This window comes from Luteitalea sp. TBR-22 (assembly GCF_016865485.1).
Classification (GTDB): domain Bacteria; phylum Acidobacteriota; class Vicinamibacteria; order Vicinamibacterales; family Vicinamibacteraceae; genus Luteitalea.
The window spans coordinates 1775171-1794733 of the sequence record NZ_AP024452.1; the positions used below are offsets into that span (position 1 = coordinate 1775171).

At 71.1% G+C, this 19563-nt stretch carries 18 protein-coding genes; 8 read left to right on the forward strand and 10 right to left on the reverse strand.

Features of this window, described 5'->3' with window-relative positions:
• The first annotated feature begins 103 nt into the window (after positions 1–103).
• Positions 104–493 carry an HPP family protein gene (locus TBR22_RS07200; RefSeq protein ID WP_239492288.1) on the forward strand — a complete coding sequence of 130 codons (390 nt, stop codon included), beginning with the start codon at positions 104–106 and terminating at the stop codon, positions 491–493.
• Here the strand turns inward: TBR22_RS07200 and mgtA are convergent.
• A complete protein-coding gene (mgtA, locus tag TBR22_RS07205) occupies positions 450–3098 on the reverse strand; it encodes a magnesium-translocating P-type ATPase (RefSeq protein WP_239492289.1) in 2649 nt (882 codons plus the stop codon). The two genes, TBR22_RS07200 and mgtA, sit on opposite strands and share 44 nt — an antisense overlap.
• Positions 3099–3229: 131 nt before the next feature.
• On the opposite strand from mgtA, the gene TBR22_RS07210 reads away from it, so the two are divergent.
• On the forward strand, positions 3230–4066 hold the full coding sequence (locus TBR22_RS07210) for an NIPSNAP family protein (RefSeq protein WP_239492290.1): 837 nt from the start codon (positions 3230–3232) through the stop codon (positions 4064–4066).
• A gap of 19 nt (positions 4067–4085) precedes the next feature.
• On the opposite strand, the gene TBR22_RS07215 is transcribed toward TBR22_RS07210, so the two are convergent.
• Positions 4086–4334, reverse strand: a complete 249-nt coding sequence (locus TBR22_RS07215) for a hypothetical protein (RefSeq protein WP_239492291.1) — start codon at positions 4332–4334, stop codon at positions 4086–4088.
• Between the two features lie 122 nt (positions 4335–4456).
• On the opposite strand from TBR22_RS07215, the gene queD reads away from it, so the two are divergent.
• Entirely contained in the window at positions 4457–4819 is a 363-nt protein-coding gene (gene queD, locus TBR22_RS07220) for a 6-carboxytetrahydropterin synthase QueD (RefSeq protein ID WP_239492292.1), read from the forward strand.
• Between the two features lie 147 nt (positions 4820–4966).
• On the forward strand, positions 4967–6004 hold the full coding sequence (locus TBR22_RS07225) for a cytochrome-c peroxidase (RefSeq protein ID WP_370651497.1): 1038 nt from the start codon (positions 4967–4969) through the stop codon (positions 6002–6004).
• A 206-nt stretch (positions 6005–6210) separates the two neighbouring features.
• Here TBR22_RS07225 and TBR22_RS07230 read toward each other — a convergent pair whose 3' ends face one another.
• The 4 genes from TBR22_RS07230 to TBR22_RS07245 form a co-directional block, all read right to left on the reverse strand.
• Entirely contained in the window at positions 6211–8571 is a 2361-nt protein-coding gene (locus tag TBR22_RS07230) for a TonB-dependent siderophore receptor (RefSeq protein ID WP_239492294.1), read from the reverse strand.
• Positions 8572–8817: 246 nt separating this feature from the next.
• A complete protein-coding gene (locus TBR22_RS07235) occupies positions 8818–9447 on the reverse strand; it encodes an NADPH-dependent F420 reductase (protein ID WP_239492295.1) in 630 nt (209 codons plus the stop codon).
• Positions 9444–10190: a type 1 glutamine amidotransferase domain-containing protein gene (locus TBR22_RS07240; protein WP_239492296.1), complete on the reverse strand. Its 747-nt coding sequence runs from the start codon at positions 10188–10190 to the stop codon at positions 9444–9446. Before TBR22_RS07240 ends, TBR22_RS07235 begins: the two co-directional genes overlap by 4 nt.
• 107 nt (positions 10191–10297) lie before the next feature.
• Positions 10298–11236 (reverse strand): LysR family transcriptional regulator, encoded by a 939-nt coding sequence (locus TBR22_RS07245; protein WP_239492297.1) that lies wholly within the window; start codon positions 11234–11236, stop codon positions 10298–10300.
• A gap of 133 nt (positions 11237–11369) precedes the next feature.
• On the opposite strand from TBR22_RS07245, the gene TBR22_RS07250 reads away from it, so the two are divergent.
• Positions 11370–12239 (forward strand): ester cyclase, encoded by an 870-nt coding sequence (locus TBR22_RS07250; RefSeq protein ID WP_239492298.1) that lies wholly within the window; start codon positions 11370–11372, stop codon positions 12237–12239.
• A gap of 89 nt (positions 12240–12328) precedes the next feature.
• Here the strand turns inward: TBR22_RS07250 and TBR22_RS07255 are convergent, their stop codons facing one another.
• Positions 12329–14125, reverse strand: coding sequence for a sodium:solute symporter (locus TBR22_RS07255; RefSeq protein ID WP_239492299.1), 1797 nt, complete (start codon positions 14123–14125; stop codon positions 12329–12331).
• Positions 14126–14184: 59 nt separating this feature from the next.
• Positions 14185–14982, reverse strand: a complete 798-nt coding sequence (locus TBR22_RS07260; protein ID WP_239492300.1) for a class I SAM-dependent methyltransferase — start codon at positions 14980–14982, stop codon at positions 14185–14187.
• A gap of 20 nt (positions 14983–15002) precedes the next feature.
• Here TBR22_RS07260 and TBR22_RS07265 point away from each other — a divergent pair, with 20 nt between their 5' ends.
• Positions 15003–16025, forward strand: coding sequence for a substrate-binding domain-containing protein (locus tag TBR22_RS07265; RefSeq protein WP_239492301.1), 1023 nt, complete (start codon positions 15003–15005; stop codon positions 16023–16025).
• Positions 16026–16046: 21 nt separating this feature from the next.
• Here the strand turns inward: TBR22_RS07265 and TBR22_RS07270 are convergent, their stop codons facing one another.
• Positions 16047–16208: a hypothetical protein gene (locus tag TBR22_RS07270; RefSeq protein ID WP_239492302.1), complete on the reverse strand. Its 162-nt coding sequence runs from the start codon at positions 16206–16208 to the stop codon at positions 16047–16049.
• Positions 16209–16287: 79 nt separating this feature from the next.
• A complete protein-coding gene (locus TBR22_RS07275) occupies positions 16288–17523 on the reverse strand; it encodes a sialidase family protein (protein WP_239492303.1) in 1236 nt (411 codons plus the stop codon).
• A gap of 126 nt (positions 17524–17649) precedes the next feature.
• On the opposite strand from TBR22_RS07275, the gene TBR22_RS07280 reads away from it, so the two are divergent.
• Entirely contained in the window at positions 17650–18234 is a 585-nt protein-coding gene (locus TBR22_RS07280) for a hypothetical protein (protein ID WP_239492304.1), read from the forward strand.
• 103 nt (positions 18235–18337) lie between these two features.
• Complete coding sequence (locus TBR22_RS07285; RefSeq protein ID WP_239492305.1) at positions 18338–19561, forward strand: ComEC/Rec2 family competence protein; 1224 nt, start codon at positions 18338–18340, stop codon at positions 19559–19561.
• The last annotated feature ends 2 nt before the right edge of the window (positions 19562–19563 follow it).

Consider the following 19563-nt stretch of genomic DNA (forward strand, 5'->3'; position numbering starts at 1 on the left):
ACGACGAACCCGCGCCGCAGTTTCCCGCGGCGCCGCGTCGCGGGCAGGGCGGCACCCATCGTGCAGTCACTGTTCCGGACGCACCTCAGCAACGGAGGGCACCGTGCGCGTGGCCGACGTGATGGATACGCAGGTGGACGTGCTCGACATCCGCACGCCCGCGGAAGATGCGTGGGATCTGATGAAGCGGCGCCAGTTGCAGCTGCTCGTGGCGGCCGACGGCGACCGCATCGTGGGGGTCGTCGATCGGGCGCGGCTCGGCGGACCCCACGGCCTGGCACACCGCCACCACCGGACGCTGGTCGACTTCCTGCGGCACGACCCGCTCGTCCTTTGCGCCGATTACCCCGTGGGACGCGCCGTCGAACTGTTGGCCGACGACGTGGCCGGCTGCGTGCCGGTCGTCGACAACGGCCGGCTGGTGGGCGTGCTGACGGTGGGCGGGTTGCTCAAGCGCCTCCACGAGACGGCGGCGTCGCGCAAGCGGGCGTGAGCGCGTCGGCGCCGAAGAACCAGCGCTTCTGCAGCTCGGTCGCGCCGACGTACGCGGTGGTGATGCCGACCACGGTGGCCAGCAGCGGCAGTGGCAGGGGCACGAAACCCACCAGTCCTGCCCCCGGCAGGTACGGCAGCGCCAGCGCGAAGGCGATCAGCGCGATCGTGCTCACCAGCAGGAACGTCCCGGGGCGGCTCTGCGTCATCGGGCGGCGCGTCCGGACGACCAGCGCCACCACCAGTTCGGTCAGCAGGGATTCCACGAACCACCCGGTGCGGAAGGTCGCCGGCGTGCCCGGCGCCATGCGCAGCAGCACCGCGAAGGTGCACAGGTCGAACACCGAGCTGAGGGCGCCGAAGGCCACCATGAAGCGGATGAGCCCGCGGAGGTCCCAGCCCTCCGGGCGCGCCACCAGCTCGGGATCCACGTGGTCGCCGGCGATGCCGATGGCGGGGACGTCGGAGAGCAGGTTGTTGAGCAGGATCTGGCCGGCCGTCAGGGGCAGGAAGGGCAGGGCCAGCGAGGCGACGGCCATGCTCGCCATGTTCCCGAGGTTGGCGCTCGTCGTGATCCGGATGTAGGTCATCGTCGTGGCGAACGTCCGGCGCCCCTCCTCGACGCCGCGTCGAATGACGTCCAGGCTGCGATCGAGCAGCACGAAGTCGGCCGCCTCCCTTGCCACGTCCACCGCCTCGTCGACCGACAGGCTGGTGTCGGCGGCCCGCATGGCCGGGGCGTCGTTGATGCCGTCGCCGAGGAAGCCGACCACGTGTCCCCGCGCGCGCAACGCCGAGATGATGCGTGCCTTCTGCCGCGGGTCCACCTCCACGTAGAGGTCCGTGTCGGACACGCGGGCGCCGAAGGCCTCGTCGCCGAGGTCGTCGAGGTCGCGGCCGGTGATCACGCGCGTGTCGGGGATGCCCACCGCCCGGGCCACGTGCCGGGCGACGAGGGCGCTGTCGCCGGTGACCATCTTCACGGCGATGCCGAGGTCGGCCAGCGCCCGCACCGCCTCCGCCGCGCCGGCCTTCGGCCTGTCGAAGAAGGTGACGAAGCCGAGCAGCGTCATGTCGCGCTCGTCCTCGCGCGTGCACGGAGCCTCGGCGTCGACCAGCCGCGTTGCGACGGCCACCACGCGGAGGCCCTCGCCGGTCCACGCCTCGTACCGGGCCTCCCACGCCGCTCGCTCGCGGGCCTCGCCCCGGCAGGCGGCCAGCACGGCAGCCACCGCGCCCTTGGTCACCAGCCGCACGCCGTCGCGGTCGGTCACCGCGACGGTCACGCGCCGGCGCACGAAGTCGAAGGGCACCTCCCCGCACTTGCGGAGGTCGGCCAGTCGCGTCGGGAAGGCCCGCAGGATGGCGTCGTCGAGCGGGCTGGCGACCCCGGTCTCCAGCGCGGCATTGATCGCGGCAGCCTCGAGGACGTCGCGGGACGGCTCGCCGTGGGCGTCATAGGCGCCCTCCACTTCCACGTGTCCTTCGGTGAGCGTGCCGGTCTTGTCGGTGCACAGCACGGACATGCCGCCGAGGTTCTCGATCGCGTGCAGCCGTCGCACGAGCACGCCGCGCGTCGCCATGGCCTGCGCGCCGCGGGCCAGGCTGACGCCGAGCACGGCCGGCAACAACTCCGGACTGAGCCCGACGGCCAGGGCGATCGAGAAGAGGAGCGTTTCGGCCGGTGGTCGCCCGCCGAGCATGTGCGCGGCGAACACGACCAGGACCATCGCCAGCATCACGATCGTCAGCAGCCCGCCGAAGTGGCGGAGGCCGCGGTCGAAGCCGGTCTCGGGCGCCGGCTGCGCAAGGCTGCCAGCCAGCCTGCCGATCTCGGTGCGCGCCCCGGTGGCGACGACGAGCACGCGCGCCGTGCCGCTGGCCACGCTCGTGCCCTGGTACACGCTGTTGGTGCGGCGCGCCAGCGGCGCGTCGGGCGGCACCACGCCGGCGGCCTTGGCGACCGGGAAGCTCTCGCCGGTCAGCGGCGCCTCGTCCACGCAGCAGTCGGTGGCGTCGAGCACCAGTCCGTCGGCTGGCACGAGGCTGCCGGCGGCCAGGCGCACGACGTCGCCGGGGACCACGTCTTCCATCGCGAGGGAGGTGGGACTGCCGTCGCGGATCACCGTGGCCCGCACGTGGAGGCGTGAACGCAGGGCGGCGGCAGCCCGCTCGGCCCGGTACTCCCGGACGTCGCCGATCACGGCGCTCGCGCCGACGATGATCAGCACGACCGCCGCGTCGGTCCATTCGCGCAGGGCCAGCGAGACCGCGGCGGCGAAGACGAGCAGCAGGATCAACGGGCTGCGCAGTTGCCGCAGGAAGATGGACAGGTGCGAGACGGCGCGCGCCGGGCGCGGGCTGTTGGGGCCGATGGCCCGCAATCGCGCGGCGGCGTCGGTCGTCGTCAGGCCCTCGGTGGAGCTGTGCATCCCCGCCGCGACCTCGGCGGCGGGCACGGCCCACCACGCGCGGGCGCCCGTTCCGGCTCCCGTCGTGCGCTCCCGCTCGGACTGCGACGGCGCCTCGTCCATCATCGCCCTGCCGATGGGACACGCAAGGTCGCTGCCATCGCGTGGACGCCCGCCGACGCGCCGCGGGCTCATGGACGCCGGGAAAACAGGCGGACTGCCCGCGCGCGTCGGGCATGCCGGCCGCGCCGACCGCGGACGTTCCCGGCGTAGCGGCGAAAATCCCGCAGGACCGCCGCCGACCCCGGTGTAGGCTCTGAACCGTCATGTCCACCACGCGTCGCTCGTTCCTGTCGTCCACCCTCGCGGCCTCCGCCGCAGCCGCCGCCTCCACCGGCCTGTACGCCCAGAAGGCGCCCGCGTCGAAGAAGGCCGCGCGCGAGTACTACGAACTTCGTGCCTATCGCCTGAAGCCCGGCGCCTCGCCCGACCTCCTCGACGGCTACCTCGAGAAGGCGTTCCTGCCCGCCCTGGCGTCGCAGAAGGTCGGCCCGGTCGGGGTGTTCACCGAGATCGACGTCGACAAGCAGGCGCAGACCGGCACGCCGAAGGCCGACACGCCCGTGTGGGTGCTGATCCGGCACCGCACCCTCGACTCGTTCGTGCGGGTGAGCACGGCCATCAACACCGATCCGTCGGTCGTGAAGGCCGGCGCGACCTACCTGCAGGTGCCCAAGGCCACGCCCGCCTTCGACCGCATCGACACGTGGCTCTACCTCGCGTTCGCGGGGCAGCCGACGATGACGATGCCGGCGCATGCGACCTCGCGGGTGCCGACGCGCGTGTTCGAGATGCGCGACTACGAGAGCCACAGCGAGGAGCGCGCGCTGTCGAAGATGGAGATGTTCAACGACGGCGAGATCGAGGTGATGCACTCGCTGGGCATGGGACCGGTGTTCTTCGGTCAGGGGATCGCCGGGCCCAACCTGCCGCACCTGCGGTACTTCACGTCGGGGCCCGACCTCAAGACGCACCTCGACGCCTGGAAGAAGTTCGGGCCGGACCCGCGCTGGGTCGCCATGAAGGACAAGCCGCAGTACAAGGACAACACGTCGAAGAACACGGCGCGTTTCCTCGTGCCGCGGCCGTACTCGCAGATCTGACCCGACACCGGGCGTGCGGTCAGCGCTTCTTCGACGCGCGCCTGGTCGCCTTCTTCGCGGTCCGCTTGGCCGGGCGCGTGGACGCCGAGCGCCCTGCGGTCTTCCTCGCCGGCGCCTTCGTCTCGCCCGCCTCGCGCCGTTGCTTGTTGACGGTCCGCGCCGCGATTTCCTCGGCGCGGGCCTCGCTGACGCCGCGCTCCTGCTCCGACTCCTTGATGTGCTCGTACTGACGGGTCCGCTTCGCGCTCTTCACTCCGCGTGGTGGCATCAGTCACCTCCTGACGGGGCGTGTCGGTGCGGGCGAGCCCGGACTTTACTCGGCCGCTCGGAAGCCGTCATGCTCTCGACTGCTCCCCGGTGGCCGGTGCCCGGACCCCTCCGAGAGGCCCCATGTTCCACGTCTTCCGCGAATATCGTTTCGAGGCCGCCCACCGCCTCACCGGCCTGCCCGAGGGCCACAAGTGCGCCCGCCTCCATGGCCACTCGTTCGTGGTGCAACTGCACTGCTCGGGTCCGATGGACGAGGCGAAGGGCTGGCTGATCGACTACTACGACATCGACACGGCGTGGGCGCCCTGCCACGAAGCGCTCGATCACCGCTTCCTGAACGACGTCGCGGGCCTCCACAACCCCACGAGCGAACACGTCGCACGGTGGATCTGGGAGCGCGTGAGGCCGCAGTTGCCGTCGCTGTCCCGGGTCGTCGTCAAGGAGACCTGCGACGCCGGGTGCATTTACGCCCCGGAGCCCTGAAAGGGCCGCCGCCGCCGCTCAGCGGCGCTACAATGGCGACGGCAGCCGGGGCCTTTCTCCACCCGCGGCAGGCCATCGCGTCCCCGGTCCTCTCGCGGGCGCTGGCGAACCCCCGCCGGCCAGAAGAGGACTGTCCCCATGAGAGGCCTGCGAACGCTCTCCGGACTCACCCTGCTCCTCTCCGCTTGCCTCGTGACGCCCCTCGTCGCGCAGGACCCGCAGATGGCACAGGCGCAGAAGATCTTCTCGCCCATCCCGTTGACGCCGCCGGCCCTGCCCGGCAATGCCGCGACGCCTGCCAAGGTGGAACTCGGCAAGAAGCTCTACTTCGATCCACGCCTCTCGGCCAGCCACGCCATCAGCTGCAACTCGTGCCACGTGGTCGGCATGGGCGGCGTGGACGGCGGCGAGACCTCCATCGGGCACAAGTGGCAACGCGGCGGGCGCAACGCACCGACGACGCTCAACGCCGTGTTCAACATGGCGCAATTCTGGGACGGCCGTGCGGCCGACCTCGAGGAGCAGGCCGGCGGACCGATGCGCAACCCGGTGGAGATGGCCTCGGCGCCCAAGGACGTGCTCGCGCAGTTGTCCTCCATCCCCGGCTACGTCGCGGCGTTCCGCGACGCGTTCCCCGGCCAGGCGCAGCCCGTGTCGCTGGCCAACGCGCAGAAGGCCATCGCCGTGTTCGAGGCCACCCTGATCACGCCGAATGCGCCGTTCGACAAGTACCTGCGGGGCAACGCCAGCGCGCTGTCGGCCGTGCAGAAGGAAGGACTCGGGCTCTTCGTGAACAAGGGCTGCGTGATGTGCCACAACGGCGTGAACGTCGGCGGTGGTCGATACGCGCCGTTCGGGCAGGTGCAGAAGCCACCCGCCCACCTGCTTCCGCCCGGCGACAAGGGTCGCCTCGCCGTGACCGGGCAGCAGAGCGACGCCTTCGTGTTCCGGACGCCGACGCTGCGCAACGTCACGCTGACGGCGCCCTACTTCCACACCGGGAGGGCCTGGGACCTGCGCGAGGCCGTGAGGGTGATGGGCACGTCGCAGCTGGGCGCCACGCTCTCGGATCGGGAGGCCGACGCCGTGGTGGCCTTCCTCGAGAGCCTCACGGGCGAGCAGCCGCGGGTGGTCTATCCCATCCTCCCGCCGAGCGTCACCGCGACGCCTCGTCCGGCACCCTGACCCTCGCCGGTCCGCGGGGCCGCGTCCGACCCGGACGCGTCCCTGCTGCGCCGAATCGACACGGTCGCGTCACAGTCCCGTCACGATCCGCGCGTCCAACGTTCCAGCATGGCGCCATGCACGTGCGGCCGGGACGAGTCCTTCCTTCCATCATCCTCTCGTCCCGGCCGCCCTTGTCCATGGCCGACGTTCGTGCCCGGGCGGCGCTAGAAGCGCGTGGTCAGCGCGACGCGCAGCGCGCGAGGACTGCCCGGCGTGATGTTCGTGTTGTTGTGGGCACTGATCGCGTAGCGCTCGTTGGTGAGGTTCTCGAGATTGGCCTGCAGCCGGACCGCGCGCGTCAGGTCGTAGAACACTGCCGCGTCGACGCGTGTCCATGACGGGAGCACCACCGTGTTGTCCGTGCCGGCGTACATGTCGTCGCGGTACAGCACGCCGAGGGCTGCCGACAGCCGGCTGGTGAGCGTCACCCTGTTCCACAGCGAGATCGAGTGTCGCGGCAGGTGGGCGAGCGAGGCGCCGGCCTGCGCGGTGGCCGAGATCGAGCGCGTGATCTCGCCCTGTTGCCAGGCGTACCCACCGGCCACGCTCCAGGCCCGCGTCAGGTACCCGTTCACCTCGACCTCGACGCCGCGGCTCCGCTGCGCGTCGACGAGGATGGACTGCGTCGGATCGAGCGGGTCCGGCACGGCCACGTTGCCGCGATCGAGCCGGTACACCGCCGTGGTGAACGACAGGCGGCGGGTCAGGTCCCACTTCGCGCCGACCTCGTAGTTGCGGAACTCCTCCGGATCGAGCGCCTGGTTGCTGATCGACAGCGACGCCAGTTGCTCGCCGGCGCGCGGCAGGTAGGTGAGGCTGTAGCTGCCGTAGACCGACAGCGGCTGGATCGGCTTGTAGACGAGCCCGAGGCGAGGCGAGACGAGCCCGTCGTCGCTGCGGAATTCCTGGTTCGAGCGGAGATTGGTGGCCCGCACGCGGAAGCTGTCCACCCGCAGGCCGACCACCGCGCTGAGCTGGTCCGAGAACGCGACCTGATCCTGCGCAAAGGCCGCGGCGATCGTCGTCACGCCGGTGTTGTCGGCGTCGGTGGCGCTCTGCCGGAACTCGATGGGCAGCGACGTGGTGGGGGAGGCGAGCGGCGCCTGGACGCTGGTCACGTTGGCGCCGATCGACGTGAAGTAGCCGGTGCGCCGGAGATTGTCGGTATCCTGCCGTCCGAACTCCGCCCCCGCGAGAATCGTGTGTCGCAGGCGCCCGGTGCGCGCCGTGATCACCGCGTCGGTCTGGTTGAACACGTTCTGGCGCGTCGTCGCGTTGTCGTACGCCGACAGCGCGACGGTCGTCCCGGCTGCGTTCACCGCGCCCGGGAAGACGTTGGCGTAGAACTTGTCGTAAGCGCCGAAGGTGGTGCGGCTGCGCAGCAGCACGGCAGGACGCAGGCGATGCTCTATGACCGCCGACGCCAGGTGCACCGTCGCGTCGGACGTGCTGCGGCTCGGGTCGCCGAAGAACGTCGACGGGGCCGTGTCGACGGGACGGCCCTGCCACGACGAGATCCCACGGTCGGCCGTCCGCGTGTCGCTGAAGAACTCGTAGCCGGCGCGCACCGTGGTCGCCGGGCTGAGGCGGAACGCCACCGTTGGATTGATGCCGAAGCGCTCGAGGCTCACGCCGTCGCGGTAGGACTCGCTGTCCTCGTACATCGCCGTTGCGCGCACGGCGACGGTGTCCGAGAGCCCACGCCCGACGTCGGCCGACAGGCGGCGGTTGTCCCACGAGCCGAGCTGCACCGAGACCTCCTGCTCCTGCCCCCACTCGGCCTGGCGCGTCACGCGGTTGATGACGCCGCCGCCACCGCCGCGCCCGAAGATCATCGCGTTGGGTCCCTTGAGGGCTTCCACGCGGTCGACGTTGTAGACGTCGCGGAAGTACTGCACGTCGTCGCGCACGCCGTCGACGAAGAAGTCGGCCGTCGTGCTGTTGCCGCGCAACACGGGCGTGTCGCGGTTGCCTTCGCCCTGCGCGAACCCGACGCCGGGCATGTAGCGTGCGACGTCGGCCATGCTCGTCATGCGCTGCTCGGCGATGAGCGTGCGCGACACGACGCTCACCGCCTGCGGGATGTCGCGCAGCGGGGTCGGCGTGCGCGTCGCCGACGACACTTCGGGGACCGCGTACGAGGGCGCCGCGCCACCCACGCTGACCGTCTCCTGGATGCCAGCCACCCGCAGCGTGAAGTCGGCCTGCAGCGTGACGCCGGCCCCGACTGCGATGCGCCGCGAGGCGTCGTCGAAGCCCTCGGCCGAGACCCGGACAATGCGCCCGCCGGCGGCGACAGGCAGCGTGTAGGCGCCGTCCTGGTCGGTGACGCCGCTCACCGTGGCGCCGGTGCGTTCTGCCACGATCTCCACCTTCGCGCCGACGATGGCGCCGCCGCTGGTGTCGACGACGCGGCCATGGACGGTCCCATCGGGAGCAGGAGCCTGGCCTGCCTGGAGAGGGTCTGCTGAGATGGCAGCGGGCAGGACCAACAGGGCGAGGAGGGCGACCGCGAGCCGGGGCATCGCTCGCAACTGCTTCTTGATAAGCACGTTAGAGCCAGAGTCTGAGGAGGTTCACGAAAGTGAGACAAGTCTCATTTACGAAACCGACTCTAAGTCCGACCGAAACAGTCCGTCAAGAAAAAAGAGACTGCGCTGGTCGGATTTATGCCCCTGGCTCTCGATCAGGCATCGACGCCGGCCCGTCCTCCGGGCCGGCGCCCTGGCCGGGTTCTGGCCGGTATCGGCAGCGCGCCGCCGGCCGACGGGTCAGCCGCGCAGCGCCGCCCACACCAGGCGCGGGTCGGCGCCGCCGACGCGCACCATCCGCACCCACAGCAGGGTCATGTGCTCGAGGTGCAGCGCCTGCGCCAGGCCCCCTACGTCCACCGCCTCCCAGCCCAACTCGGTGGCCAGGCCAGCCACCAGGGCCTTGCTCGCGGCATCGTCCCCACAGATCGGCATCATCGGCCTGACGCCGCGGGTGGCCTCGCGTCGGACGAAGTTCTCGTAGCCGTACACGCTGAACGCCTTGACGACGCGCGTGCGTGGCAAGGCGGCTTGCACGGCTTCCGATCCCGAGCGCTCGCTCCGCAGACCGTGCTGCAGCCCGGGGCCGACGGGATTGGTGCAGTCGACGAGCACCTTGCCGGACAGGGCGTCGCCCATCGTCGCCGCCACGTCGTCGAGGGCGCCGAACGGCGTGGCCAGGAACACCACGTCGGCCGAACGGAGTGCGTCGGCCGGCGGTGCCACCCTGACGGCCGCGCGCGAGGCCAGCGCCCGCAGGCGGTCGTCGTCGCTCGACGCGGCCGCGATCGTCACCTCGTGCCCGAGGTCGGCGAGGCTGGCGGCCAGCGCGCCACCGACGTGCCCGTGCCCGATGCAGGCGATCCTCATCGCCCCAGTGCCTCGACGACCAGCCGTGCGGCGGCAGCACCGGAGAACTGCTGCTGGCCGGTGACCAGCAACCCGTCGCGCACGGCGAACGGGCGGAAGCGTTGATCGACGACGAAGTTGGTGCCGGCAATGGCCCGCGCCTCGTCCTCGATCCAGAAGGGCTGGATGCGCTGGCCGACGAAGGCGTCGGCGAACTGTTCCTCGCTGGTGGCAAAGCCGGTCCACGTGCGTCCGGCCACCAGGAGATCGCCACTGGACAGTCGGGTCTCGAGGAGCAGGCAGGTGGCGTGGCACACCAGGGCGGTCACCTTGCCGGCCTCGAAGAAACGCGCGACGAGCGACTGCAGCGCCGTGTTGCCGCGGAAGGTCACCATCGGCGACTGCCCGCCGACGAAGAACACCGCGTCGTAGGCCGCGACGTCCACGTCGGCCACGCTGCGGGTGTCCTGCAGGAGCGCGGCGTGCGCCGGGCTCTTCTTGAAGCCGAGGCTCAGGATGTCGGCAGCCGCGTAGCCGCTGGTGTCCTCGGGGTCGCTGAAGCCGTCGGCCTGCAGCGGCCCACCATCGGCGCTGCGGATCTCCACCTCGTAGCCCGCTTCGGTGAACTCCCAGTACGGGTGCGTGAGCTCGGCCCACCAGAAGCCGACGGGCCACCCGGTGGTGGGCGAGGTGGCAGGGTTGGCGACGACCATCAGCACCTTCTTCCGGCGCTGAGGGGTGGTGACGTTGGCGTTGGCACTCATCGGTGGACTCCAGGGAAGCAGGCGAGATTGATGCCTCCACGGTAGGAGTCCCCATTCATTGCATCAAGACATCTCGGCGCACTTCACGATTGCACCAGATGAAATCCTCAGCGCGCCGCCCGAGGCCCGCGACGGGGCCGCCGCGAGGCCTCGCGCACCGCCGCGGCGGCGCGCGTGAATACGTCGCGAAGCCAGGCGTTGGCCGGCTCGTTGTCGAGGCGTGGGTGCCAGAGCAGGCTCACGGGATACGTCGGCAACGCGACGGGGGCCTCCACGACATCGAGCGGGAGACGTGCCCGCACCGCCTCGACGGCCGATGCCGACACCGTCAACACGTCGTCGGACGCCGCCACCAGGTGCAGCGCCGCGGCGAAATAGGGCACGACGAGGCGGATGCGACGCTCGTGACCACGCTCGGCGAGCACCTGGTCGACGACGCTCTGTCGTCCGAGTGGCGCGACCACCACGTGGTCCAGTGCCAGCCAGGCCTCGAGCGTGAGCCGACGAGCCAATGCCGGGTGTCCGGCGCGGCCGACGCACACGAAGCGCTCGGTGAGCAGCGGCGACAGCCGGAACTCCGGCGGAAATGCGCCAGGCAGGCATACCGAGAGGTCGACCGTGCCGTCGCGCAGCAGCACCCAGTCGTCGACGATGCTGGGAAGGTAGCGGAGCGTCACCCCGGGCGCCTCGGCGCGGACGATGCCGTCGACGATCGGCGAGAACACCAGCAGCGCGTGATCGGTGGCCGTGATGGTGAAGGTCCGCGCCAGCGTGCGCGGTTGGAAGGGCTGCGAGGTGGTCAGCACGCGGTTGGCGTCTTCCACCAGGTTCCGGACGAGCGGCCGCAGTTCCTCGCCCCTCGGCGTGAGGCGCATCGACCGCCCCGTCCGCACCAGCAGGTCGTCGGCGAGGCGCTCGCGGAGGCGCGCGAGGGCGTGGCTGACGGCCGGCGTGCTCAGGCCGAGGCGGCGCGCCGCGCGGGTCACGTTGGACTCCTGCAGCAGGGCATCGAGCGTCAGCAGGAGGGACAGGTCGCGTGCGTCCATGGCCGACGATGGCGCGCCGCACGACCGCTGTCAATACTGTGAAACGCGATCATCAGGCATTGCACGCCGTGCACATGACTGTTGTCCGGGGCGGTGCTTGTCGGCCACGGCGTCCCTGTCGATACTCCCGCCCATGACCATCGAGTCGGTCGTGCAGGCCTGGGGCGCGGCATGGGATGCCCGGGACGGAGCGGCGGCCGCGGCGTTGCTCGCGGCGGACGGCACGTTCGAGGATCCGGTGAGCGGCGGTGCCGTCGGGCGGGCGTCGGTGCCCGACAGCGTCGAGGCGCTGGCGCGGGCCTTTCCCGATGCCCGGTTCGCGCGCGTCCCCGTCGTCGCCGGTGCGCGTGGCGTGATCGAGTGGGTCATGGAGGGGACGCACCTCGGGACATGGCAGGGTGGGCCCGCGACGGGGCGGACGGTGCGGCTCGAGGGCGTGGACGTGCTCGAGGGCGACGCCGCCGGCCTCCGTAGGGTGCGCCGCTACTTCGACCCGACGGCCCTGGCCGAGCAACTGGGATGGGTCACGCTCGTGCAGCCCGAGTCGGTCGGGCGCGCGCGCTACGGGTATTCGATGCGGGTCGCCTCGGGCAATCCCCGGCCGCCCGGGGTCATCGCCCTCACGTGGATCGAGGCCGCCGACCAGGGCGAGAAGGACAGGATTCGGGCGCATTCCCGCCAGAACGTCGACGACTTCCTGCAGGAGCCCGGCTTCATCGCCATCGTCACCGGCTTCACCGGGCTGCGCGGCTTCACCGTGACCGCATGGGAAGACGAGGGGGCGATGCGGCGGGCGCTCGGCAAGCACCACGCGGTGGCGATGGAGGAGCTGTTCGGCGAGCGGTTCGTGGCAGCGGTGTGGACGAGCGTGTGGCAGGCCACCCGCATGAATCGCATCTGGGTCCGCTGCCGCGAGTGCGGATCGTTGCAGGACGTCAACGACGATCATCGGACGTGCACGGCCTGCGCCGCCGGGCTGCCCGAGCGCCCGGCCTTCTGGTGAGGAAGCAGGGGGGCCGCGGCGACCCGTGCCCGCGGCCCTGAGTCACGGCCGTCGGGCCCGACGCCGCGGTGCGGCGCCGGGCATCGTCGCTATCCGCGGAAGTACAGGTACGCGCCCAGGATCGCCGACAGCACGAAGGCCGAGCCGGCCACGTCGCGCCAGTCCCAGCTGTCGCGCGTCTCGGCGTGGTCCGCGTCGGTCGCCGTCGCATACGTCAGGCCGCCGATCCTCGCGTAGTCGGGCGGAGGCGTGGCCAGGCTCACCACCACGGCGACCACTGCCGACACCAGCGTGATGAGCACGCCGAAGTACTGGAAGTAGGTGCGGTTGACGATCCAGAGGAGCGAGCCCTCCGGATAGCCGTGCTCGAAGCCGGCCATGCCCAGCGACACCGGTGTGTCGACCGCCATGCGGAGCAACCCCATGGCGAAGCCGACGATCATCGCCCACAGGCAGCCCTGCCAGTTCATGCGCTTCCAGAACACGCCCAGGAAGAACACGACGAAGACCGGCGGCGCCAGGTAGCTCTGCACCGCCTGCAGGTAGTTGTAGAGGCCGTGCGCGCCCTGGATCACCGGCAGCCACGCCAGCGCGATCACCACCATCACGATGGTCGCGGTGCGGCCGATGCTGACGATCTTCTCCTGCGAGGCGTGCGGGTTGATCTTGGAGTACAGGTCCACCGTGAACAGCGTCGAGCAGGCGTTGAACACGCCGGCGAGCGAGCCCATGAGCGCCGACAGCAGGCCGGCGACCACCAGGCCGCGCAGGCCGGCGGGCAGCAGGTGCTGCACCATCATGGGGAACGCCGCCTGCGCCACGTTCCGGTCGGTGGCGATCGCCTCGAGGCCCGGCACCTTGCCGCTCTTGGACAGCGCGAAGGCCACCAGCCCGGGGATGAGGAACAGGTACACCGGGAACAGCTTCAGGAAGGCCGCGAAGATGCTGCCGCGCCGCGCCTCGGTCTGGTTCGGGGCGCCGAGCGCGCGCTGCACGATGTACTGATCGGTGCACCAGTACCAGAGGCCGATGATCGGCGCGCAGAACAGCATGCCGGCCCACGGGAAGTTGTCGTTGAAGTACCACGCCATCCGCGTCACCTGTCCTGCGGCGTCGCGCTCGATGACCGGCGCCCAGGTACCCTCGACGCCGGCCGGAATCAGCGGCTTCCACAGGTTGAACATCTCCGGGCCGACGATCCGCCGCAGCTCGCCCCAGCCGCCGAGTTGATAGAGCCCGTAGAAGGTCAGCGCTGCCGACCCGGAGATCAGCACCAGCACCTGCACCGCGTCGTTGTAGGCCACCGCGCGCATGCCGCCCAGCGCCGTGTACAGGCCCGTGAGCACGATGACCAGGATCGAGCCGATCCAGAAGCTGCTGATCTCGGTGGCTCCGAGCGTCAGGTGCAGTTCCGGCAGCAGCGTCGAGAACACCACGCCGCCGGCGAAGATGCCGACGGCGATCTTCGAGATGACGAACGTGATCAGCGAGACGATCGACAGCACGTACCGCGACGCCGGCGAGAACCGGCGCTCGAGGAACTCCGGCATCGTGAACACCTGCGAGCGCATGTAGAAGGGCACGAACACCCAGCCGAGCACGAGCAGGCACCACGCGTGCAGCTCGTAGTGCGCCATCGCGACGCCGTCGGCCGCGCCGGAACCGGCCAGGCCCACCACGTGTTCCGATCCGATGTTGGAGGCGAAGATCGACGCGCCGACGATCCACCAGCTCAGGTTTCGCCCGGCCAGGAAGTAGTCGTCGGCGGTGTTCTTGCTGCTCGAGACCACCTTCCAGGCGACGGCGCCGAGCACGCCGAAGTAGAGGGCGATCATGATCCAGTCGAGGCCGGTGAGCGTCGAGGTGGCGTGCGCCGTCGCGTCCATGGAGCTCCTGCGTGGGTGGCGTGCGTGACGCCGGTGTCCGAAAGTTGCCGCCGAGTCTATCAGGCAGGACGGCGCAGCCGCAGGTGCAGGAAGGTGGCGACCAGCGTGGCGTCGTGCAGCCGGGGGATGCGGCGCACCGTGTCGGCGTCGGGGCGTGGTTCCTGGACCTGCTCCAGCCGCCAGCCCGCCCCGAGGAACAGCATCAGCCACTCCGAGAGCGTTCGCGTGAACTGCGGGATGCGGAACGGCCGGACGGCCGCCCGGATCTCGGGCGGCGCCTGGCCGAAGGTCCACTCGCTCACCTCGCCGTCGCGTCGCTGGAAGTACCCGGCCACCTCGATGGCCACCGTGCGACCCTCGGCGTCCTTCACCTTGCGCCGGTGCGGCGTCAGGAAGCAGGGGTGCTCGATCGAGGCCTGCAGGAAGCCGCCGGGCCGCAGCACGCGCGCCGTCTCGGCGATCACTCGCTCCACGTCGGGCATGTCCATCAGGCTCATGAAGGCCGTGGCGAAGTCGAACGAGGCATCCCTGAAGGGGAGCGATGCGGCGCTCGCGTGCACGTAGGCGATGGGCGCGGGGATCCCGGCGTTGGCGACTCGCGCGTCACGCAGGAAGGCCTCCGACAGGTCCACGGCGGTCATCACGGCGCCGCGCGCGGCCAGCAACCGCGTGTTGTGTCCCTCGCCGCACCCGAGGTCGAGGCCCCTGGCGCCCGCCACGTCCGGCAGCATCGCCAGGAAGGCCGGCGTGTTGAAGCCGTCGCGGTAGACGTCGTAGCCGGCCCGGGCCAGCCGCGTCCAGGTCTCCGCGTTGCCGTTCCAGTAGCCCCGCACGTCGCGATCGTCCATGGCGTCCATGGCAGGATATGCCCGACATGATGTCCACGACGAGATGGATCGGGGTGGCGGTGGTGGCCGTGCTCGCGGCCGGCTGCGGCTCGGGCGAGTCCCCTGCGGTGGGGGGCAACCGCGCTGCCGGCAGTCGGCCCGGCGCGCCCTATCGCATCGGCGTCATCCCGAAGGGCTCCACCCACGAGCACTGGAAGCGCGTGCGCATCGGCGCCGAGAAGGCGGCCGCCGAGTACACCGCGGCGGGCGTGCCGGTGGAGATCATCTGGAAGGGGCCGCTGCGCGAGGACGACCGCGAGCAGCAGGTGCAGGTGGTCGAGGGCTTCACCAGCCAGGGGCTGTCGGGCATCGTGCTGTCGCCGCTCGACTCGAGCGCCCTGCGTCGACCCGTCGAAGAGGCGTTCCGCGTCGGCATCCCGACGGTCATCTTCGACTCGGCCCTCGCGGCACCGAACCCGACGATCAGCTACGTCAGCACCGACAACGGCAAGGGCGGCCGCCTGGCCGGCGAGCGGATGGGCGCGCTGCTCGGCGGCAAGGGCACCGTGCTCATGCTGCGCTACCAGGAAGGCTCGGCGGCCACCGAGGAGCGCGAGCAGGGCTTCCTCGACGCGCTGAAGGAGAAGTACCCCGGCGTCACGGTGATCTCGTCGGACCAGTACGCCGGCGCGACGCGCGACACGGCCAAGCGCGCGTCCGAGAACCTCCTCAACCAGTACGGCGATCGCCTCGACGGCATCTTCACGTCCAACGAGTCGGCGACGGCGGGGATGCTGCTGGCGCTGCAGGACGTCGCGAAGGCCGGCAAGGTGACCTTCGTCGGCTTCGATTACAGCTCCAGCTTCCTCGAGCCGCTGAAGAGGGGCGAACTGCATGGCTTCATCGCGCAGCACCCGGTCAACATGGGCTACCTCTGCGTGAAGACGATGGTCGAGCACCTGCAGGGGAAGGCCGTGCCGAAGGTCGTGGACACCGGGGTCGTGCTCGTCACGCCAGAGAACGTCGACGACCCGGCGATCCAGGCGGTGATCAATCCGCCGGAGGCGAAGTAGGCCCGGCCCCGGGGCGCAGGCTCACGCGGCGCCGAAGTACTCGAGCAACGCCTCGCCGAGTTGCTCGCGGACGTCGTCGAGCGTGAGGCCGAAGACCACGACCGGCAGGTCGACGGCCACGCCGTTCCAGAGGTCTCCGTACGGGAAGAAGTGCACGGCGATGGCGTCGTGGATGTAGGGCATCGCGGAGGAGCGGGGATGCCTGGGCAGTCCCTGCCCTCACATCGGCGCCTCGCGCGGCGGCTTCAATGGCTGACCTTGGTTAGCGCGAGAACCGCGCCGTTGCCGTTCGCACCACCGGCGGCTCCGCGCCGGCGTCGGTCCAGGCGAACACCAGCGCGTCGCCGTGGCGCGTCATGCGCGGGTAGCCGCTCGTGCGCGAGCCCTCGAGTGCGGTCACGCGCACGGCAGGCGACATCGTCCCATCGTGGGACACCGTGCGCACCATGAGCGCGGCGCCCTCGTTGCCGATCTCGATCCAGGTCGCCACCGCCGTCCCGTCGTCGAGCAGCGCGAGATCGACGCGGCCCATCGACGTGCCGGCGTCCAGTCGGACGCGCCGACCGAACGTACGGCCGGCGTCGGACGAGAACGCCACGTAGGCATGCCCGGCGTCGCCCACGGCGGTGAACCACGCCAGCGCGACGCGACGCCCCGACGCGGCGAGGCGCGGGCCGTTCACGGGGCACGCCGCAACCGTCCAGCCGTCGGGCGCGACGACGGTCGGCGTCGTCCAGCGTCCCTGCTCGAGCCGGGCGACCGCGATGTCGCGCACCTCGCTCTCACTGCGGTCGCGGAAGGCGACGACCGGGCCATCGCTCGTGACGGCGACGGCGGTGGGACAGCAGTCGCACGCGCGCAGGTCGATGGCCGCATCCGCGACGCGCCGCCAGGCACCGTCGTAGGCGGCATGGCGCACCGTCATCGCGCCTCCGGCGCCGTGACCGTCGTGCCCGGCCGCCGGCCGCGTCGCCCGCCCATCGAGCCAGACGGCGCCGAGGCCCTGCCCGGGGGCGACGAACAGCGTCGCGAACCCGTGCTCGGTCTTCGTCCCGTCGTCGTGCGGGGAGATCGAGGGCGACCACGTGCGGCCGCCATCGATGGAGTGCGAGAGGCGAACGTCGTAGGCGTACTTCTCGGGACCACTGCGCTGCAGCCAGTGCGCGGCCATGCGCGTGGCGTCGAGGCGAATCACCGACGGCACGTCGGCCCAGTTGACGAACCAGTCCTCGCCCGACGCGACGACGCGGGCCTCACCCCAGCGACCGTCGGCCAATTCGGCGAACTTCAGGGTGGCCGTCGCGCCTCGTCGCTCGACCCAGCTGAGGATGGTGCCGGCCGCCGAGGCGTGCAGGTGTGGCTGGCCGCTCGGTGCCGCGATCGGCGCCGGCAGCAGGGTGACCGGTCCGAGCCAGGACTCCGCGGCCGACGAGCGCCGCGCCACCGCCGTCGCGCCAGCCAGGCCCGACAGCAGGACCGTGCGTCGTGAAACGAGCATGGCCCTGAGTCTACTGTGGCCGTCGCTCCAGGGGCCCTCGGCTTTCCCTTTCCATCCTTTCCCCGAGTCCTGAGCCCTGAGCCTCGAACCCCGAGCCGCAAGCCGTAAGCCGATATGATTGGCGACGTGCCGCTCGCCCCGCCCGTCTCGCCCTGGTTCCACGTGGGCGTCCGCAAGCTGGCGGTGATGTGCGTGGGCACGCTCGGCCTGTACCAGGTGTACTGGTTCTACGAACAGTGGAGGCATGCGGCCGCGCAGGACGAGGAAGACATCTGGCCCTGGGCGCGTGCCGTCTTCGGCGTGTTGTTCTGTTTCCCCTTGTTCGACCGGATGACCGAGTGGGCCCGCGACCGCGGCGTCGAGATCAAGGACTCGGCGCTCCTGCTCTCGGCCGCCTTCGTCGTCTTCACCTTCGCGCAGCGGCTCCCCGGCGCCTGGGCGCTCGTGACCCTGCTCACCGCGTTGCCGCTGCTGGCCGCGCAGGCCCGCGTGAACGCCGCGCCCGCGATGCGCGAACTCCCGCCCGACCTGCGCAACGACCGGCTGTCGCCGGTCAACCTGATCGGGGTGTTGCTGGGCGCGTTCGCCATCTGGTTGTTCGTCTCGGGCATGCGCGAGGCACAGCGCGGTCAGGGGGGCACCGGGGTGCCGAGTCGGCAGTCGGCCCCGGCGCGTCAGCCAGCCTCGGCATTGCCGGCGCGCTCACTCTGACGGGTGGCGCCCGCCCCGGGCGCGGCGCGGCACGCCGGCCGGGACGTCCGCGGTGGTGGGGCGATGGGCGAAGACGCGGGGCCGACCGCTAGAATGAACGGCCATGTCCCCGCATCGCGCTGCCCCCGGGCGGTCGTCCTCGATCATCGCGTCCGCCACCGTGCTGGCGGTCCTGTGTGCCGTGGGCTCGCAGGCGCAGGCGCCCCAGACCGCGACGCTCCCGCCGTGGCAGCCGGGCAACCTGGACATCCACGTGATCAACACGGGCCGCGGCGACGCCGCGCTGCTCGTGTTGCCCGACGGCACCTCGCTGCAGTTCGACGCCGGCGACGGCGGCTTCCCGCCGGGCTCGCCACGCGGCGTCCCCGTCGTGCCCGACACGTCTCGCCCCCCGGGCGAGTGGATCGCCCGCTACGTCACGCGGGTCCTGTCGCCGTTCCGTGAGCCGCGCATCGACTACGCGCTCGTGTCGCACCTGCACGACGACCACATCGGCGGCATCCCCACCCTCGCGCAGCACGTCCCGATCCGCAAGCTCCTCGATCGCGGCTGGCCCGACTACGCCGACGGCGTGGGCCCCGCCCCGGCGAAGGGCACCGCGGAGAAGTACATCGCCTTCGCGAAAGCCGAGCCGTCGCGCATGGAGCGCTTCGAGGCCGGTCGCGCCGACCAGATCACGCTGCTGCGCGACCGCACCGCGTATCCGACCTTCTCCATCCGCAACATCGTCGTGAACGGCCAGGTCTGGACGGGGGAGGGCACGGCGTCGCGGGCGCGCTTTCCGGCTGACTGGGCGTCGCTGCCGCCGGCGCAGCGGCCCAACGAGAACGAGTCGAGCCTCGGCATCCGCGTCAGCTACGGCCCGTTCGACTTCTACACGGGCGGCGACATCCCGGGCCGGGCGCGGCTCGGCGCCCCGGAGTGGCACGACATCGAGAGTGCGGTCGCACGGGCGGTCGGCCCCGTCGACGTCGCGGCGGCGAACCACCACGGCAATCGTGACTCGACCAACGTGACCTGGGTGTCCACGCTGCAGCCGCGCTTCTGGATCCTGCAGGTGTGGTCGGCCGATCACCCCGGGCACGACGTGCTCGACCGCATGCTGTCGCGGGAGCTCTATCCCGGCGATCGCGATGTGCTCGCCACGAGCGTGCACCCGGCCAACCGGCTGGTGATCGGCACGCTGCTCGACCGGGTGCTGGTTTCCCGCGGACACATCGTGATTCGCGTCGACCGCGGCGGCGCCACGTACCGCGTCCATTCGCTCGACGACACGGACGAGTCGATGCGCATCACCGCGACGCACGGCCCCTACGCGTCGAGGTAGCG